The 18,176-nt window shown below is 66.8% G+C and carries 14 protein-coding genes; 13 read left to right on the forward strand and 1 reads right to left on the reverse strand.

Annotation, left to right across the window (positions count from 1 at the left end; translation table 11 throughout):
• Positions 1-142: 142 nt before the first annotated feature.
• From AOZ53_RS19390 to AOZ53_RS19435, 10 genes are all read left to right on the forward strand, one after another.
• On the forward strand, positions 143-973 hold the full coding sequence (locus AOZ53_RS19390) for an IclR family transcriptional regulator (protein WP_054488961.1): 831 nt from the start codon (positions 143-145) through the stop codon (positions 971-973).
• 212 nt (positions 974-1,185) lie between these two features.
• Positions 1,186-1,695: an RNA polymerase sigma factor gene (locus AOZ53_RS19395; RefSeq protein WP_054429131.1), complete on the forward strand. Its 510-nt coding sequence runs from the start codon at positions 1,186-1,188 to the stop codon at positions 1,693-1,695.
• Positions 1,696-1,780: 85 nt separating this feature from the next.
• Positions 1,781-2,800 carry a FecR family protein gene (locus tag AOZ53_RS19400; protein ID WP_054488963.1) on the forward strand — a complete coding sequence of 340 codons (1,020 nt, stop codon included), beginning with the start codon at positions 1,781-1,783 and terminating at the stop codon, positions 2,798-2,800.
• Between the two features lie 135 nt (positions 2,801-2,935).
• Complete coding sequence (locus AOZ53_RS19405; RefSeq protein WP_054488965.1) at positions 2,936-3,196, forward strand: helix-turn-helix domain-containing protein; 261 nt, start codon at positions 2,936-2,938, stop codon at positions 3,194-3,196.
• A 3-nt stretch (positions 3,197-3,199) separates the two neighbouring features.
• Positions 3,200-4,555 (forward strand): type II toxin-antitoxin system HipA family toxin, encoded by a 1,356-nt coding sequence (locus AOZ53_RS19410; RefSeq protein WP_054488967.1) that lies wholly within the window; start codon positions 3,200-3,202, stop codon positions 4,553-4,555.
• A gap of 197 nt (positions 4,556-4,752) precedes the next feature.
• Positions 4,753-7,977, forward strand: a complete 3,225-nt coding sequence (locus tag AOZ53_RS19415; protein WP_231690646.1) for a TonB-dependent hemoglobin/transferrin/lactoferrin family receptor — start codon at positions 4,753-4,755, stop codon at positions 7,975-7,977.
• A 138-nt stretch (positions 7,978-8,115) separates the two neighbouring features.
• Positions 8,116-8,724: a heme acquisition protein HasA gene (locus tag AOZ53_RS19420; protein WP_054429128.1), complete on the forward strand. Its 609-nt coding sequence runs from the start codon at positions 8,116-8,118 to the stop codon at positions 8,722-8,724.
• A 131-nt stretch (positions 8,725-8,855) separates the two neighbouring features.
• Entirely contained in the window at positions 8,856-10,745 is a 1,890-nt protein-coding gene (locus tag AOZ53_RS19425) for a type I secretion system permease/ATPase (protein WP_054488971.1), read from the forward strand.
• On the forward strand, positions 10,742-12,094 hold the full coding sequence (locus tag AOZ53_RS19430) for an HlyD family type I secretion periplasmic adaptor subunit (protein ID WP_054488973.1): 1,353 nt from the start codon (positions 10,742-10,744) through the stop codon (positions 12,092-12,094). The genes AOZ53_RS19425 and AOZ53_RS19430 overlap by 4 nt, the downstream gene beginning before the upstream one ends.
• Positions 12,091-13,449, forward strand: a complete 1,359-nt coding sequence (locus AOZ53_RS19435) for a TolC family outer membrane protein (protein WP_054488975.1) — start codon at positions 12,091-12,093, stop codon at positions 13,447-13,449. Before AOZ53_RS19430 ends, AOZ53_RS19435 begins: the two co-directional genes overlap by 4 nt.
• 30 nt (positions 13,450-13,479) lie before the next feature.
• Here AOZ53_RS19435 and AOZ53_RS19440 read toward each other — a convergent pair whose 3' ends face one another.
• On the reverse strand, positions 13,480-14,415 hold the full coding sequence (locus tag AOZ53_RS19440) for a LysR family transcriptional regulator (protein WP_082385687.1): 936 nt from the start codon (positions 14,413-14,415) through the stop codon (positions 13,480-13,482).
• 96 nt (positions 14,416-14,511) lie between these two features.
• On the opposite strand from AOZ53_RS19440, the gene AOZ53_RS19445 reads away from it, so the two are divergent.
• The 3 genes from AOZ53_RS19445 (at position 14,512) to AOZ53_RS19455 (ending at position 18,091) form a co-directional block, all read left to right on the forward strand.
• Positions 14,512-15,987 carry an aldehyde dehydrogenase gene (locus tag AOZ53_RS19445; RefSeq protein WP_054488977.1) on the forward strand — a complete coding sequence of 492 codons (1,476 nt, stop codon included), beginning with the start codon at positions 14,512-14,514 and terminating at the stop codon, positions 15,985-15,987.
• 5 nt (positions 15,988-15,992) lie between these two features.
• On the forward strand, positions 15,993-17,024 hold the full coding sequence (locus AOZ53_RS19450; RefSeq protein WP_054488979.1) for an NAD-dependent epimerase/dehydratase family protein: 1,032 nt from the start codon (positions 15,993-15,995) through the stop codon (positions 17,022-17,024).
• A 107-nt stretch (positions 17,025-17,131) separates the two neighbouring features.
• Positions 17,132-18,091 carry a tripartite tricarboxylate transporter substrate binding protein gene (locus AOZ53_RS19455; RefSeq protein WP_054429121.1) on the forward strand — a complete coding sequence of 320 codons (960 nt, stop codon included), beginning with the start codon at positions 17,132-17,134 and terminating at the stop codon, positions 18,089-18,091.
• Positions 18,092-18,176 lie beyond the last annotated feature (85 nt).

Here is an 18,176-nt window from a genome sequence, read left to right on the forward strand (position 1 = left end):
GGGGGCGGGTTGGGAAAAATTCTAGATCAGCGCTTGAAAAATCTCAAAATATAGAATTAAATCCCATATACAGGGATTGGTCTCTCGCTTCCCGTCTCTCGCTTCCCGTTCCCCGTTCCCGATTTCCAGCACCTGTTCCTCCATGTCCGATTCTTCCCCCGCCTACGATCCCGACGCCGCGGCCCCCGCCGGCACGCAGACCCTGATGCGCGGATTGGGCGTGATCCAGGCCGTCGCCGCGGGCGCGCGCGATCTCAAGGACATCTGCGCCCATATCGGCGTGGCGCGCAGCACCACGCACCGGCTCGCCAGCTGCCTGGTGCAGGAGCGTTACCTGCGCTCGCTGCCCGGCGTCGGCTACGTGCTCGGCCCGAAACTGATCGAACTCGGCTTCCAGGCGCGCGAAGCCTTCCCCATGGCGACCTTGGCGCGGCCCTATCTGGACAGCCTCGCCGCCGAGACCGGCGACACCATCCACCTGGCCGTGCGCGACAACGACGAAGTGCTGTACCTGGAAAAGATTCCCGGCAAGAAGGGATTGGAGATGCGCTCGCGCGTCGGCCATCGCATGCCCTTGGCCGCCACCGGCGTCGGCAAGGCGCTGCTGCTCGATGCCGACGAACCGCAATGGAAGGCGCTGCATCGCGTCGGCGCACCGGTGTCCTCGCGCGCGCCTGGCGGCCGCCAGACCTGGGAGGCCTTCCGCGACCGCATGCGCGACTACGCCGCCCACGGCTACGCCTTCGACCTGGAAGACAACGAACCGTCGATCCGCTGCGTGGCCGCGCCGGTGCGCGACGCCTCCAGCGGCATCGTCGCCGCCATCAGCGTGTCCAGCACGGTGCCCTACATGTCGCTGGAACGCATGCAGGACATGGTCGCCGTGGTGCGCGACGCGGCGGCGCGCATCTCGGCCGAACTGGGCTGGAAGGTGCAGGGCGGTCCCGCCAAGCCGCGCGACGCCGACCAGTAGGGCAACACATCGGTAAATACCGCGAGCGATCCGCGCATGGCGCGCGACGCCGGGGCCCTGACGCGGGGCGCCGGACGGCTACGCCGGTCCAGGTCAAATCTCCGACCAATTCATATGCCGCCGCCACCGGCAGGGCGCCCTATCGGTGCTAGTCTCTTGCTCAACCATCCCTGACGCTCATCACGATTGAGTAGATTTCCGGCGACGAGCACGTGGCGCCCCAACCTGATGTCGAGCGCCTGTATGCGGCCTATGCCGAGCGGCTGCGTCGTTACCTGTTCCTGAAGACCGGCGAAGCCGAACTCAGCGCCGACCTGGTGCAGGACTGCTTCGCCCGCCTCCTTGCCCACCAGGAAGACGTCCCGCTGGACGACACCGCGCTGGCCTATCTCTACGCCATCGCCAATCGCCTGCTCATCGACCATCGCCGCAATCATCATCAATCCCGCACCGACATGGCGTCGGATGACGTACTGGAAGGCGTGCGCGATCCGCGCACCGCGCCCGACGTGCACGTGCACGTCCGCCGGCAACTGGCGCGGTTGACCGCGACCCTGGCTGAACTGCCGCCACGCACGCGCCAGATCTTCAAGCTCTGCCGCGTCGAGGGCCTGAGCCATGCGCAGGCCGCGCGCTATCTGGACATCTCTCCCAGCTCGGTGCAGAAGCACCTGGCCATGGCGCTTGAACTGATGCGCGAACGCCTGGGGAACGATCCATGAGCCCGCGCAATGAATACGCGCTTTGGGCGCTTTTTTTACTGTCTTTCGCGTCCGGGCCGTTTATTCCTTTCATGAAGATCCCATCATGTATCCGCTGAACCGCTTCGGCCGCCAACGGCGCCTGCGCCGCCAGGCCAGCCGGTGGGCCGTGCGCCTGGAGGCGGGCGCGCTCGCGCCGGCCGAACAGCGCCGCCTCGATCGTTGGTTGGCGCGCGACGCGCGCCATGGCCCGGCCCTGGCCGATGCCGAAATGGTCTGGGCCCTGGCAGGCGCCTGCCGCGACGCGGCGGTCTGCGCGCAGCCGGCGTCTCGGTCTGGGCGCGATCCCTGGCGCGCCTGTGTCGCGTCGTGGCGGCGGGCCGGCCGTCTGCTGCCATCGCGACGCGCACTGGCGCTGACGGCCTTGGCGCTGGTGGCGGCCGGCGCGGTCAATGGTCCGGACATCGTCGCGCCCTGGTTGGCCGACTACCGCAGCGGCGTCGGCGAAGTCCGATCTTTCGTGTTGCCCGACGGCAGCCTCGTGCTGCTGGGCAGCAACAGCGCGCTGGATGTGGAATACGACGCCATGGCCCGCCGGGTGCGCCTGCTGCGCGGCGAAGCGGTGTTTTCGCCAGCGCCCACCGGAGCGGCCGAGCCGCGCCGTTTCGTGGTGACGAGCGCGGGCGCCAGCATGACCGCGCTGGGCACGCGCTACGCCGTGCGGCGCCAGGATGCCAGCCATGGCTGGGTCGGTGTGTTGCAGCATCGCGTAGACCTCGCGCTGGACCGGCCGCCCTCGTCAGGCGAGGCGAGCCTGACACTGGGCTCGGGCGACAGCGCCACTTTCAGCCATGCCGGTGGCGTTGCGCGCAGCGCCGTCGCGCCCGCGCGCGGGGCCGCCTGGGCCGACGGCTATCTCATCTTCGAAGGCGAACCGCTGGAGCAGGTCCTGCGGCGCATCGGCGATTTCCGACCGGGCCGGCTGATCCTGGCGAACCGCGCCGCGGCGCGCAGGTCGGTGAACGCGCTGTTCCATCTGGATAACCTCGACGGCGCACTGGCCACGCTCTGTGGCGAGATGCAGCTTGCGCAGCTGCGGTTGCCGGGGGTGACGGTGCTGTACTGAATTTTCGAAATACAAATCAGATGCTGTAAATTCAAAAAACAAATCATGATTTGTATATGCGAAATACAGCCTATATTGTGTATGAACCATTTACAGCCTATGCTTTGTAAACCTGAAAAACAGCGTGAGACGTGTATGGCCGACTACACCGTACGCACCGCGGAGCAATTGCCGGCATTGCTTCAGGCATTCCGAAAAAAGGCCGGGCTGACCCAGGCCGCCGCTGCTTTGCGGCTGGGTATCACGCAACAGACCCTTTCCGCCTTGGAGCGCAATGCGGAAAAGGTCGGTGCGGATCGGCTCCTGCAATTCTTGAGCATCCTGGGCGTGGAACTGGTGCTGCGCGAACCCGAGGAACCGCTGGCAAGCCGGCAGGTGTCCGATCAGGAATGGTGAGCCATGGGGCGTCGTTCGCACATACAGTCCCTGCACCTCTGGATGAACGGCGTCATGGTCGGCACCTGGAGCGTGCAGCCCCGCGCCGGCGACATCCTGCAATATGCCGACGCCTGGGTCAGCGCCGATCAGGGCAGGCCGCTATCGCTGTCGCTTCCCTTCACGCCGGGCAACCCGCCGCATCGAGGGGATGCGGTTCGCACCTACTTCGAGAACCTGCTGCCCGACAGCCGGCAAATCCGTGAGCGTGTCGCGCGGCGATTCCATGCGACCGCAACCGATGCATTCACGCTGCTTGCCGAAGTGGGCCGCGATTGCGCGGGCGCATTGCAGGTGCTGCCTGATGCCGCTCCGCCCCAGGACGCGCGCGAACTGAGTGCGACGCTGCTTAGCGAGGCCGAAGTGGCACAGGTACTGCGCAACACCCTTGCGCCGACGCCCTTCGGCGGCGCCGGCGCCGCCGATATCGACGATTTCCGCATTTCCATCGCGGGCGCCCAGGAAAAGACGGCTTTGCTATGGTTCGATGGTCGATGGTGTCTGCCACATGGCGCGACCCCGACCTCGCACATCCTCAAAATGCCCTTGGGCCGGGTCGGCAATCTTCAGTACGACATGAGCGAGTCGGTCGAGAACGAATGGTTATGCTCGGAGATCCTGCGCGCCTACGGCCTGCCGGTGGCCCGCACGCAACCGCTGTTGTTCGAGGACATGAAAGTGCTGGCCGTCGAGCGCTTCGACCGGCGCTGGGCCCGTCGGTCGACGGGGCAACCTTGGCTGCTGCGGCTGCCGCAGGAAGACATGTGCCAGGCGACGGGCACACCGCCGCATCTTAAATACGAGGCGGATGGCGGGCCGGGCATGGGGCCCATCATGAGGCTGCTGTCCACGTCCCTGGACCCTGACCGTGATCGGCGGATCTTCTTTCAGGCACAGGTTATCTTCTGGATGCTGCGCGCCACGGATGGGCACGCCAAGAATTTCAGCATCTTCCTGCGCCCGGGCGGCGCCTACGAGCTTGCGCCGCTCTACGATGTGCTGTCCGCCTACCCGGTCATGGGAGCGCGCGCGAATCAGCTGTCGCCGTTCAAGGCAAGAATGGCCATGGCCGTGCGCACCAGGAATCCGCACTGGAAGATGCAGGACATTCAACGCAGACACTGGCTGGCGCTGGGCGCCGAGCATGGCGTCGTCACGCCGGACGGGCGCGACGCGCGTTTCGTGATCGACGACCTGGTCGCCCGGACCGAGCAGGTGATACACACCGTCAGCGAACTGATTCCAACCGGATTCCCCGAAGCGCTCGCGGACAGCATTCTCGGCGGGCTGCAGGCCGCGGCGGAAAAACTGGCCGGGTAATCACCGGCCGCCGCGAGATACGCTTGGCTCGGATGCTCGGCCCTGAGTAAGACGAAGTCAGGACGCCTCCGCGCCGCTCTCCCTCTGGCGACTGTCTTTTCCGAACTTTTTTTACTGTAGTTCGATTCTCAACCGTTAATGGTAATGATGCGCGTTTGCATCGGTGGCAACCAGAGACGAAAGTGAAGAGAAGACAGGTGAAGTTCCGTGCTGCGGGTCGCATGCTGGCCGCAGGCGCATTAGTCCTACCTTGCGTGTCAGTCGCGCAAACGCAGGAGCGTGCCTCAGGCATCTCGGCGCCTGCTGATCGGAAGGACGATGAGCGTCAGCGGACGTTTGTCTTCGACATCCCGGCGCAAGCGATGGCGCAGGCCGTACTGGCATTCGCGCGCCAGTCCGGCGTTGACCTGTACATGAACGACGTCGATCTCTCGGCCTATACCAGTGTCGCGCTGAAGGGCAGCTTCAACATCGAGACCGGCCTGACCAGGTTGTTGGGAAACAGTCCCATCGGCTACCGCTATCGCCGGACCGCGGGCGCTGTCCGTCCGAATGTGCAACTGGTCGACAACGGTCCCGGCGCGCGTGCGCGGGTGTACTCGATGGCGCCCGTTGTGGTTCGCGGCAACGATGTCAACGAGCGCGTCTATCAATCCCCTCGCGCCGTCAGCATCATCACGCGTGAAGAAATGGACCGAGTGCCGGTCCGCCACGCCGCCGAACTCATCCAGGACACCCCCGGCGTCGCCAGCGCCGTCAACCGCCAGAACCCCGGCCTGTCGATCAACATCCGTGGCATGCAGGACTTCGGCCGCGTCAACATGATGATCGACGGCATGCGCCAGGATTTCGTACAGAACGGGCACATGCAACGCAATGGAGAAATGTATGTCGATTCGGAACTCCTGTCCGAGGCCGTGGTGGAGCGAGGCGTGGTGCATGGGGTGCATGGCACCGGCGCGATGGCGGGGAGCGTGGATTTCCGCACGCTGGATTTTGGGGATGTGCTGCGCGAGGGCAGGGATATCGGCTTGAAGCTGCGGGGCACGTCCGGGATGGGCTATCAGGGGAACGGTACCAATTTCATCGGCAGCGCGGCGGGCGCGGCGCGCGCGGGTGAGAACCTGGAAGTGATGGCGGCGGTGTCGCGGCGATCTATCGGGGATTATCGGTTTGGGTTGCGGGGCGGGCAATCCGACTGGAACAAGGAAGTGGTGCGTGACAGCGACGGCCGGCGCAGCAAGGTGGAATTCAACGATGTGAAATTCGCCGCTCAGGAGCAGGATTCCAGCCTGTTCAAGGCGCGCTGGAAGTTGAATGATGCATCGTCCCTGCAATTGAGTTATGTCGGCACGCGGGTGAACTATTCGTACACTGCGGAATCCGTGCTGGCGAGTCCAGATAACAGCGGCTCCCCCTGGCGAACGCTGGGAGCGTCCAAGGCGCAGTCCGACAGCTTCGCGCTGGACTACAAGCTCAAGCCGGCGGACAACCCGTGGCTAGACTTGAACGTGAAGCTCTATGCCGTCGATACCCGTGTCAGCAACTACACGGAACCGAATTATCCGAAAGTCTTAACTCCGGGAGGAGGCTCTTGGATAACCGATCCTGTGGCGATTCGAGAGGCCATTCATTTCGAGCACTGGAAGTCCGACGGCACCGGCAAATGTGAAACCGATAATGGGGGGTACGTCTCCGACTATACGACGGACATTTGCAGCCACTACGGCGTCGGTAAGGAAACCCGCTTGCGCACCCGGACCCATGGCGTGCAGGTGGACAATACCTCGCGCTTCCTGCTGGGTACGAACTCGCTGCTCAGTGCCCACTACGGTATCGAGTATTTCTCTGATAGTGCAACTTCGAGCCAACGCTGGAATAACCAGGGGCGTGAAGTCAGGCCTTTTGGCGCGGATGGTAAGGACTCTCTCAACCCGAGAGGACGCCGCAACATGGGAAGCATCTTCGCCAATTTGAAGCTGGAAGACGATTTCTATACGGTCTCAGCGGGTTTGCGCTATGAACGCTACTGGGTCAAAGGCAAGACACATATGCCTGGAACCGCGCCGTATCACCAAACTTCGTTGAGGACGGCCGAAAAAAACCTTTGCAGCTATACGCACAATCTCCCTGGTGAGGTGGACAAGGCTGAGGTTTATGGGGAAGGCTGCCGCATGGCGAGAAGCGGTGACCTGGCAGCCTTGAAAGCATGGTGGGATTCCAATCCTGCTTATAGCTACTACAAAGCTCTGCACGACCGTGTGCCGGACCCAAAGAAGCCAGGCCGATTTATATACCCCCTTAGGCGTGACCCGAACACGGGCGAGATCATGTACAGCAAAGTACCGACTCGGAGACCCATTAACCTCTCGCGCAGAAAGTTTGAGGATCAATTTATAGACGTTTGGTGGGACGATCAGCCCACCACGTACGAGTACGACGTCGACCGCAGCGGCGGCAAGCTGCTGCCGTCGCTGTCCGCCGCCATCCGCCCCGCCCGCTGGCTGGAGTTGTATGGCAGTTGGGGCAAGTCGTGGCGTCCGCCAGCCATCAATGAACTGATGATGGCCGGCGGTCATCCCACGGAAGGCTTCGAAACGATCGTACCCAACCCCTTCCTGAAACCTGAGACCGCGCAAACCTGGGAAGTGGGCGTCAATGCCATCTTCAAGGACGTCGTGGCGCAGGGCGACGATCTGTCGCTCAAGGCCGGTTATTTCGACACGCGGGCGGACAACTATCTGTTTTCCTCGATGATGGGTCTGCTGCCGGGAAGCGAGACCAGCCCGGGGACCTACTTCCCGCTACTGGGCACGACCTTCTTTACCAACAACCTCACTCGCACCCGGTTTCGCGGTCTCGAATTGGAAGGGCGCTATGACGCCGGTTTTGTCTATGGCGCCGTGAGTTACACGCATTACCTCGGGAGACCGAACAAGTTCTGCGAAAACGTGTATCCGCTGGGATCAGGGCCAAACAAGTATGACGTGCCCAAGTCGGATGGCAGCTATCCGAAGCCGCACGATGAAGCGCTTGAGGCGGGGTACGACTCCTGGCAGGCCTGGGCCGATGCCTGGACCTCATGCGGCAATTTCGTTTTCAACAGCGCCATCGCCAAGCCGGTCGATAAGGGCATGGTGTTGATTGGCGCGCGCCTGTTGGAGCGCAAGCTGGATACGGGTGTGCGCCTCAACTACAGCGGCGAGGGTTGGTACAACCGCGACACTGGCGGCGCGCAGGTCTGGTTCAAGTACACCACCTGGGACTGGTATGCCAGTTATCAGGCCAATGACAACGTCAAGTTTATGGCGGCGGTCGAGAACATCACCAATCGCATGTACGTGGAAGGCTATTCCGACGCGCTGGCGCGCACGTTCGCGCCCGGGCGCACCGTCACGTTGGGCATGGAGGTGCGCTTCTAGGGCAAGCATTGACCAGGACCGGCGTATGGCGGTTCTTCGAAAGAACATGCGAATGGTTCGCATGCTTGGCGCCTGCGTGACGCGGCGCCAAGGGAGTCGGGGTTACTCGACTGAATCCGTAGTTAATGGAGCATGAAAATGTCTGTATCGATCAGCTTTATCGACGAAAGTCACCTTCCTCAAGGCGTCTCGATGGAGGATTCGTTGGAATCCATGTTGATGGTCTTCGAGAACGACGGCGTCGCCGGTGAACACACCGTCGGCAAGAACTTTGGAGGCTTCTTCGGTGGCGGCCCCTTCAGCGGCACCGACTATGGCTATGCCAGCAAAAACGTTGCCCACTATGCCTTCGTTGCCTCGGGTGAGCTGAACTACTACTTCCCGCCGTACAGTGGCCCCAAGGTCGAAGGCGCGACGCCCCACACCGTCTGGGGCGTACTGGACTCCATTACCTTGAGCGGTGGGGTGGATCAGACCGGGCATGCAGTCGATCCGCTCATCACGTTTACGTTCGACCTGCCGGTCTATGGTGATGTTTCGGACGGCCGTGCCAACGATGTGCACGACATCGTATGGGGACTGATGAACGGCCATGTCGATGGCTTGGACGATGCCAAGGCCGGTGTCATGTCCCATGGCGGTCTGTTCGGCGCCCTGGCGCAGAACGACATGGACATCAGCATGTCCATCGCCGACCTCGTCGGCCACAACTTCGCCACCGAGACCGACCTGGCCCTGGCGGCGTAGCCCATCCGCGATTTTTCCCGCGCTGTCTCGGGCGCGTGGGCTGCGGTCGCGGCGGGCCTATCCCCTGCCGCGACCGTCTTTTTGTTTCTTCATTCTGCGTGTTCCGGCAGTCATCCGGACAAGGAAAACCGATGCAGCAAACCCAGACGCGCGCGGGCGCGGCACAGGACGGGGACGCCCTAGAGATCAAATCGCTCCTGGCGCGCTTTCGCACGGGCTGGTACAGCGTGGCGGCCTTCAGCGTTGCCGCCAACCTGCTGATGCTGGCGCCGTCGCTGTACATGCTGCAGGTCTATGACCGCGTGCTGGCGTCCGGCAACGTCTTCACGCTGGTCATGCTGAGCCTGATGATCGTCGGCCTGCTGGCGCTGATGGGGGCGCTGGATTACGCGCGCAGCGTGGTCATCATCCAGATCGGCGCGCGCTTTGACGCGGCGTTGGCGGGGCGTGTGCACGGGGCGGCGTTCGAGCGCGGCCTGGCGGGCGTGCCGGCCAATGCCTCCCAGGCGGTCAATGACCTGAATACCTTGCGCCAGTTCCTGACGGGCAGCGCGGTGTTCGCGTTCTTCGATGCGCCGTGGTTTCCGTTGTTCCTGCTGGTGATGTTCCTGTTCCATCCGTGGGTGGGAACGCTGGCGTTGGCGGGCGCGGTGGTGCTGGTGGCGCTGGCCTGGCTCAACGAGCAGGTGTCGCGCAAGCTGCTGGCCGAGGCGGGCGGGCTGTCGGTGCGAGCGGGGGTCGAGGCCGAAGGACAGCTGCGCAACGCCGAGGCCATCCAGGCCATGGGCATGCTGGATCGGTTGCGGGCGCGCTGGCAGCGGCTGCATGTGGGCTATGTGCGGCGTCAGGGCATGGCCAGCCAGCGTTCAGCGATGATCGCGAGCCTGTCGAAGACGGTGCGGATGGCGTTGCAATCGCTGGTGCTGGGCCTGGGGGCGTGGCTGGTGCTGCAGAGCCATGTCAGCGCCGGCATGATGATCGCGGGGTCGATCCTGATGGGACGCGTGCTCAGTCCGATCGATCAGGTGATCGGCGCGTGGCGGCAATGGGCGGGCACGCGCCTGGCGTGGCGGCGCCTGCAGGACCTGCTGGCGACGTATCCAAAGCACGCCGCGGGCCTGACGTTGCCCGAGCCGAAGGGCGCGCTGCGGCTGGAAGGGGTGACGGTGACGCCGCCGGGCGCGGCGCAGCCGACGCTGGTGAATGTGTCGTTCGCGCTGGAGCCGGGGCAGGTGCTGGGCGTGGTCGGCCCGTCGGGCGCGGGCAAATCGACCTTGGCCCGATTGGTGGCGGGCGTGTGGCCGGCCCGCCTGGGCACGGCGCGGCTGGATGGCGCCGATCTGCGGCAATGGGAGCGCGCGCGGCTGGGCGAGTGGCTGGGGTATGTGCCGCAGGACGTGGAGTTGTTCTCCGGGACGGTGGCCGAGAACATCGCGCGTTTTCCCGGGCCGGACAGCGATGGCGAGGTGTTGGCCCGGCGGGTGATCGATGCCGCCCGGCTGGCCGGCGCGCACGACATGATCCTGGCCCTGCCGCGCGGCTATGACACGCCGCTCGGCACTGGCGGCCAGGGATTGTCGGGCGGGCAACGCCAGCGCATCGCGCTGGCGCGGGCGTTGTATGGGACGCCGCGACTGGTGGTGCTGGATGAGCCTAACGCCAGTCTGGATGATGTCGGCGAGCAGGCCTTGCTCGACGCGCTGGGCCGCCTGCGCGAGATGGGCGCGACGGTGGTGCTGGTGACGCACCGGCCCAAGGTGCTGGCGGCGACGACCCACCTGCTGTTGCTGCGAGATGGCCAGGCGCAGCGCTTCGGGGCGACCCATGAGGTGCTGCGGCCGCCGCCGGAGGGCGCGGCCGGGGGGAACGCCAGGGCGGCATCTCAGTCCGCCGCGCCTGCCGCGGCGGGCGGGCGTCCGACCGGGGCCGCGTCGCCGCCGCGTCCTTCCGCAACGGCGGCGCAGGTGTATCCCCTGGCGGGCGGCGCCTTTCCCGGACACTACTTCGGAGGCAAGGCATGACGGGGCGCGCCGAGGGCAATCGTGTGGTGGTGTTGCGGCCCGAACTGGACAAGGATGATGCCGGCGCGGTCGATGGTGACGAGCAGGGCGGCTGGTCGGCCCGTTTCGGCTGGTGGGTGCTGGCGGTGGGTTTTGGCGGCTTCCTGGCCTGGGCGGCGTGGGCGCCGCTGGACAACGGCGTGGCGATGCCCGGCATCGTCGTCGTGACGGGCGAGCGGCGCGCGGTGGACAGTATCGAGGGCGGCGTGGTGAGCGCGCTGCTGGTGGCCGAAGGCGACCCGGTCCGGGCCGGTCAGACGCTGGTGCGGCTGGACGATACGCGGGTGCGTGGCGAGGCGCAGAGCCTGCGCGCGCAGCAGGCGGCCGTCATCGCGCGCGAAGCGCGCTTGCTGGCCGAGCGCGATGGCCGGGATGATCTTGCGCCGCCCGACACGCACGCGAATGCCGAAGCGGCGGCCGCCTACGCGATGGAGCGCCAGCTCTTTGCCAGCCGCCGCGCGGCGCTGGCGGGGGAACTGGCCGGCATCGAGGCGACGCTGGCCGGCAGCCGGGCCCTGGCCGGCGGGCTGGAATCGACGTTGGCGCACAAGCGCACGCAACGCACGTTGTTGCGGGAACAACTGGGCAACCTGCGCGATCTGGCGCGCGAAGGCTACGTGCCGCGCAATCGCGTGCTGGAGCTGGAGCGCAGCCTCGCGCAACTGGACGGCGACATGGCGGCGGACCTGGGCGCCCTGGGCCAGACCCGCCAGCAGATCGCGGAACTGGCGCTGCGCGGCCAGCAGCGCCGCGACGCGTTCCAGCGCGAGGTGCGCACCGACCTGGCGGAAACGCGCGTGCAGCGCGAACAGTTGACGCAGAAGCTGGCGACGGCGGAGTTCGACCTGGCGCACAGCGAGATCCGCGCGCCGGCCAGCGGCACCGTGGTGGCCCTGGCCACGCACACCGTCGGCGGCGTGGTGCAGCCGGGCTCGCGCCTGATGGAGATCGTGCCCGAGGACGAACCCTTGGTGGTCGAGGGGCGCCTGCCGGTGGAGTCCATCGACAAGGTGCATGCGGGCCTGCCGGTGGAGCTGATGTTCACCGCCTTCGACGCCAGCAGCACGCCGCGGCTGGAGGGCGCGGTGACGCTGGTGTCGGCGGACCGCTTCGAGGACGAACATAACGGCCGGCCCTACTATCGCCTGCGCGCCGACGTGGCGCCGGGCCAGTTGCGCCGCATTGGCGATGCGCCGTTGCGCGCGGGCATGCCGGTCGAGGTGTTCGTGCGCACGGGCGAGCGGTCGCTGTTGAACTACCTGTTCAAGCCCCTGCTCGACCGCGCGCGGCTGGCGTGGGGTGACGCATGAGCCGTTGCCAGTACCGGTTGCCGGCGGCCTGGGTCGTGATGGTGGCGCTGCTCCTGCCCGGGATGAGCGCGGCGCAGGCGCTGGATTTCCAGCAGGCGTACACGATGGCGCTGGCGTCCGACCCCACCTGGCAGGCGGCGCGGGCGCGCGAGCGGGCCGACGCCGAGGAAGCGGCGCTGGGGCGCAGCGGCCTGTTGCCGAACCTGGGTTACCACTACAGCCGCGCCCGCAACGACACGACATCGCGCCAGCAGACCCGGTGGGGCGCGCTGGAGCAACGCTCGCGCTACGCCAGCTATGCCTCGGGTTTCACGCTGAGCCAGCCGTTGTTCGACGCGGCGGCGTTCGCGCAATACCGCGCCGGACGCGAACGCGCCGAGGCGGGGGGATTGACGTTGGAGCGCGCGCGGCAGGCGCTGGCCGTGCGGGTATTGCAGGCCTACACCGCCGTGCTCTATGCGCAGCAAGCCCTGGCGTTGACGCAGTCACAGGGCCGTTCGTTGCGGGAGGACGCGCGCCGCAGCGCGCGCTTCGTGGCGGCGGGGCAGGGCACGCGCACGGATCAACTGGAGATCGAGGCCCGCGCCCACGTGGTGCAGGCGCAGGAGATCGAGGCGCAGGACCAGTTGCGCGACGCCCGCAATGCGCTGGGGGCGATCGTCGGCCCGGCGTTGGCCGACAGCCCGTTGGCGCCCTTGCGGGAGGCGGCCCTGGCCGCCCTGGCCGTCGATGGGCGTGACTTGCCGGCATGGCGCCAACTGGCGCTGGACGGCAATCCGGAACTGCTGGCCCAGCGCCACCTGGTGGAAGCCAGCCGCCAGCGCTATCAGGCTGCCCGCGCCGGGCATCTGCCGACAGCGCGCCTGGTGGCGCGCAAGCAGTTGACCAATTCCAACGGCGACAACCAGATCGGCCAGCGCTATGACACCGGTTCGGTGGGCATCGAGGTCAGCATTCCGCTGTATTCCGGCGGGCGGACCTCGGCGGCCAGCGGCCAGGCGCTGGCCGAGCAGGAAGAAGCGCAGCACAAGCTCGAGGCCGCGACATGGGCGCTGCTGAATGACCTGGCGCGGCAGTTCCACACCTTTGCCGGCAGCCGTGAGCGCATCAGCGCCTACCGGCAGGCCGCCGAGGCGGCCGCGCAGCGCGTGCAGGCCACGCGGCAAAGCGTGCTGGGCGGCGAGCGCACCAACCTGGATGTGCTGGATGCGGAACGCCAGCGTTTCGAGGCGCTGCGCGACCTGGACCGGGCGCGCTACGACAACCTGCTGGCGTGGCTAACGCTGCGGTGGCAGGCGGGGGTGTTGAGCGACGACGATGTGGCGCGCATCGGCGCACTGTTCGCGGCGGGATGAGTCGGCGTTTGGAGGGAAGCCGTGGCCGGGTCACTTCAGTGGCGGCAGCGGCAGCAGCCGCCGGGCGATCTCGTCCATGGCCGTTTCCAACTGCACCGCCAGCGCCTGCGCGGCCGGCGACAGCGAGCGGTCGCGCCGGTGCAGCAGGCCGATAGCGCGGCGAGCCGAGGCATCGCACAGCGCCGCCGCGCGCAGCCCCGCCAGGTTCAATTCCGGCAGCGCCAGGCGCGGCAGCACGCTCACGCCCAGGCCCTGGCGCACCATGCCGGCGGCGGTGCCCATGTTGGTCACGTCGTAGCGCAGCGCGGTGGCCGGCGCGCCGGTCTCTTCACGCACCGCGCGGTCGAACTGCTGGCGCGCGTTCGAGCCCTGCGACAGCAGGATCAGGTCATAGCGCAGTACGTCGCGCCAATGCAGCGGTCCGCGCTTTTTTCCCAGGGCATGGCCGGCGGGGTAGATGGCGCAGAAGCAATCCTGGGCCAGAGGCGTGAAAGACAGGTCCGGCGCCGGCTCGGCCAGCGCGCCGACGGCGAACTCGATCTGGTTGGTGCGCAGCATGGCCACCAGTTCGTCGTTGTGCGCCTCGACCACGCGCACCTTCAAGGCCGGATGGCGCTGGCGTAGCGCGCCGACCGCCACGGGCAGCAGCGCCAGCGCGGTCGAGGGCAGGGCGCCCAGGGTGACGTTGCCGCGCCGCACCGCCGCCAGGTCGGCCAGGCCGCGATAGGCTTCCTCCAGGTCGGCGATGGGCCGCTGCACGCGGGCATGGAAATCCTGTCCGGCCGAGGTCAGGCTGATGCTGCGGGTGGTGCGTTCGAACAGGCGCAGGCCCAGCACGTCCTCCAGGTCCTGGATCAGCGCGGTGAACGAGGGCTGCGTCACGCCCAGTTGGTTGGCGGCGTGCGTGAACGAACCGGTGTCGACCGCCAGCAGGAAGGCCTTGAGCGGCCGGTACTTGATATTCATAGCCATGAGCTAAGAATATAAGAAAAATATCGAATTGTTCCTAATAGTCGGCCGGCCGATGATGCGTCTACCGCAGTCTCCGGATTCCACGACGTTATGAATGCATCGAGCCACAAGCCCTTCCGGCTGGGCGCCGACTGGCGCCACAGCCAAGACGGCGACGCCGTCATCACCTCCATCAATCCCGCCGACGGCAGCGTTGCCGGCATCGTCACGCGCGCCTTGCCGCGCGACGTGGATGCCGCCGTCGCCATCGCCTGGGACGCGTTCCAGCGCCAGCCGTGGCGCAAGCTGCGTCCCGACCAGCGCGCCGCCACGCTGTACGAGATCGGCCGGCGCCTGGCCGCCGAGCGCGAGCCGCTGGCGCGGCTGCAGATGATCGACAGCGGCAAACCGTGGAAGGAATGCCTGAACATGGTCGACAGCGCGGCCGGGCATTTCCGCTATTACGCCGCGGTGTGCGAGACCTGGCAGAACGAGATGACCTCGCCGCGCGGCGAGTATTTCTCGATGGCGCTGGCCGAGCCGTTCGGCGTGATCGCGGCCATCACGCCTTGGAACTCGCCCATCATGAACGAGGCGCAGAAGGCCGCGCCGGCGCTGGCGGCCGGCAACGCGGTGCTGCTCAAGCCGTCCGAGGAGACGCCGCAGCTGGCGCTGGAACTGGCCCGCATCTGCGCCGAGGCCGGCTTGCCCGAAGGGCTGCTGACGGTGTTGCCGGGTCACGGCGAAGACGTCGGCGCCGCGCTGGTCAGGCATCCCGGCGTGCGCATGGTGTCATTCACCGGCGGCACCGAGACCGGCCGCGCCATCGGCGGCATTGCCGGCCAGCGCTTGATTCCCGTCGGCCTGGAGCTGGGCGGCAAGTCGCCGCACATCGTGTTCGACGACGCCGACCTGGACCGCGCCGTGGCCGGCGTGGTGTCGGGCATCTTTGGCTCGGCCGGGCAGAGCTGCGTGGCGGGTTCGCGCCTGTTCGTGCAGAAATCGATCTATGGGCGTTTCATGGAGGCGCTGGTGGCGCGCACGCGCCAGGTGCGCGTGGGGCTGCCCGATGACCCGGCCACGCAGATGGGGCCGCTGGTGTCGCGCGCGCATCGCGACAAGGTCGCCGGCTATGTCGACATCGGCCGGGCCGAGGGCGGCCGCGTGCTGGTCGGCGGCGCCGCGCCGGACCGCGCCGAGCTGGCCAACGGCTGGTTCTACCTGCCCACCGTGATTGACGGCCTGGGCAACGGCGCGCGCGTCTGCCAGGAAGAGATCTTCGGGCCGGTGCTGGTGGCGCTGCCGTTCGACGACGAGGACGACGTGATCCAGCAGGCCAACGACACGCCCTTCGGCCTGGCCGCGGGCATGTGGACCGGCGACTACGCCCGCGCCTGGCGCGTGGCGCGCGAGATCGAGGCGGGCTCCGTCTGGATCAACACCTACAAGCAATCGCACATCGCCACGCCGTTCGGCGGCTTCAAGGCCAGCGGCATCGGCCGCGAGAAGGGCCTGCATGGCCTGCGCCTCTACAGCCAGGTCAAGAGCCTGTACTGGGGCATGCACAATCAACCGATGGGACTGTGAATCACATGACGACCGACAAGAAAAGCGCGGCGCTGCCGCTGGCCGATGCCCGCATCCTGATCGCCGGCGCCGCCAGCCTGGTGGGCTCGCACACCGCCGACGCGCTGCTGGCCGCCGGCGTGCGCGAAGTGATCCTGCTGGACAACTTCGCGTTTGGCACGCCCGAGGCCATCGCCCACCTGCAGGGCAATCCGCGCGTGAAAGTGGTGCGCGGGGACCTGATGCGCCTGCCCGACCTGCTGGCCGCGACCGAAGGCGTGGACGGCGTGCTGCACCTGGCCGCCTACATGACGCTGGGTTTCGCGCAGACGCCCTGGCAGGCGGTGGACGTGAACATCCGCGGCGCGCAGAACATGCTGGAAGCCTGCCGCGCCAACAAGGTGAAGAAGTTCGTGTTCGCCTCGTCCAACGCCGTCTACGGCTATGGCAGCGGCATTGCCGGCGCGCTGGCCGAGAACGGCCCGTTCCATTCTGTCGGCGCGCCGCCCGCCGCGATCCTGTACGGCGCTTCCAAGATCATGGGCGAACAGCTGTGCCGCCAGTACCACCAGAAGGCCGGGCTGGACTACGTGGTGCTGCGCTATTCCACCGTGTACGGCGAACGCCAGCACTACCGCGCCGCCAATTCGCTGTACATCATGGAGACCTACGACCGCGTGCGCCAGGGCGAGCGTCCCGTGCTGCCCGGCGACGGCAGCGATACCAAGCACTTCGTGCATGTGTCGGACGTGGCGCGCGCCAATGTCGCCGCGTTCCAGAGCGACGCCACCGATGTGGCCGTGAACGTATCCGGCCCCGCGCCCATCACCACCGGTGAACTGGTGCGGCTGGTGCTGGACTACTGCAAGAGCGAGCTGGAGCCGGAGATCCGGCCGGACCCGCCTGGCACGGTGCGCCTGACCTCGGGCGGGGCTTTCCACATCCCGCACGATCTGGCGGGACAACAGATCGGCTGGCAGCCGCAAGTGGGCATGGCCGAAGGCGTGACGCGCCTGCTGGCGTGGCGCGAGGCGCAGGAACGAGGCCAGGGCGGCTAGGGAACAGTTTGACCCGGGGCGGCCGTCGCAGCCGTCCCGCGTGACTGGCCGGCATGCCCGGCCCATCACAACGCATAACAACAGCAGTACCCACACAGGAGACAACCATGTTCTTTACACGCAAGGCGGCCGCTCGCGCCGCGCTGTCCGTGGCCGCGCTGTGCGCCGCGTGGCCGGCCTGGGCCTGGCCCGACCATCCCATCGAACTGGTGGTGGGCTTCGCGCCCGGCGGCGGCACCGACCTGACGGCGCGCTCGCTGGCCGTGTTCCTGGAAAAGGAGCTGGGCGCCACCATCGTGGTGCAGAACAAGCCGGGCGCGTCCAGCGCCATCGCGCTGTCGTACGTGGCGCGCGCCAAGCCCGATGGCTATACGCTGGCGATGACCAACATGCCCGGGCTGGTGTCGCTGCCGATCGAGCGCAAGGCCGGCTTCACCACCGCCGACTTCACGTACCTGGCCAATCTGGTGCGCGACCCCAGCGCTTTCAGCGTCGCGGCCGACAGTCCGTACCAGACGCTGGATGCCCTGATCAAGGCGGCGCGCGAGAAACCGGGCGCGATCAGCTACGGCTCGACCGGCGTGGGCACCGACGACCATCTGGCGCTGGTGCTGTTCCAGAACCTGACCGGTACCAAGCTCAACCACGTGCCCTACAACGGCGCGGGGCCGCTGCGCAGTTCGGTGCTGGGCGGGCATACCGTGATCGGCGGCCTGAACCTGGGCGAAGTCATGCCCTATCACGGCAAGAACATGCGCGTGCTGGCGCAGGCCAGCGAGACGCGTTCGCCGCTGGGACCGGATGTGCCGACCTTCAAGGAGCTGGGCGTAAACCTGGTGTTCGCCTCCGAGCGCGGCATTGTCGCGCCCAAGGGCTTGCCGGCGGATGTCGCCGAGAAGTTGCGCCAGGCCTTGGGCAAGGTCGCCGCCAATCCGGAATTCCAGGCGCAGATGAAGCAGCAGTTCACCGAGATGGATTATCTCGATGGGCCGCAGTGGCAGGAACGCCTGAAGCAGGATGATGGGCGGCTGCGGCAGATCTGGGCGAGCACGCCCTGGGTGGAGTAGGGCGCTTGACGCCGTCGCCGCGAGGGCGGCGACATGCTTCGAATCGCGGGACGCGGGCCGGTGCCGGAGAACTGGTCTGAATTGC

The sequence above is a fragment of the Achromobacter sp. 2789STDY5608621 genome (assembly GCF_001299375.1).
In the GTDB taxonomy this organism is placed as follows: domain Bacteria; phylum Pseudomonadota; class Gammaproteobacteria; order Burkholderiales; family Burkholderiaceae_B; genus Achromobacter; species Achromobacter insuavis.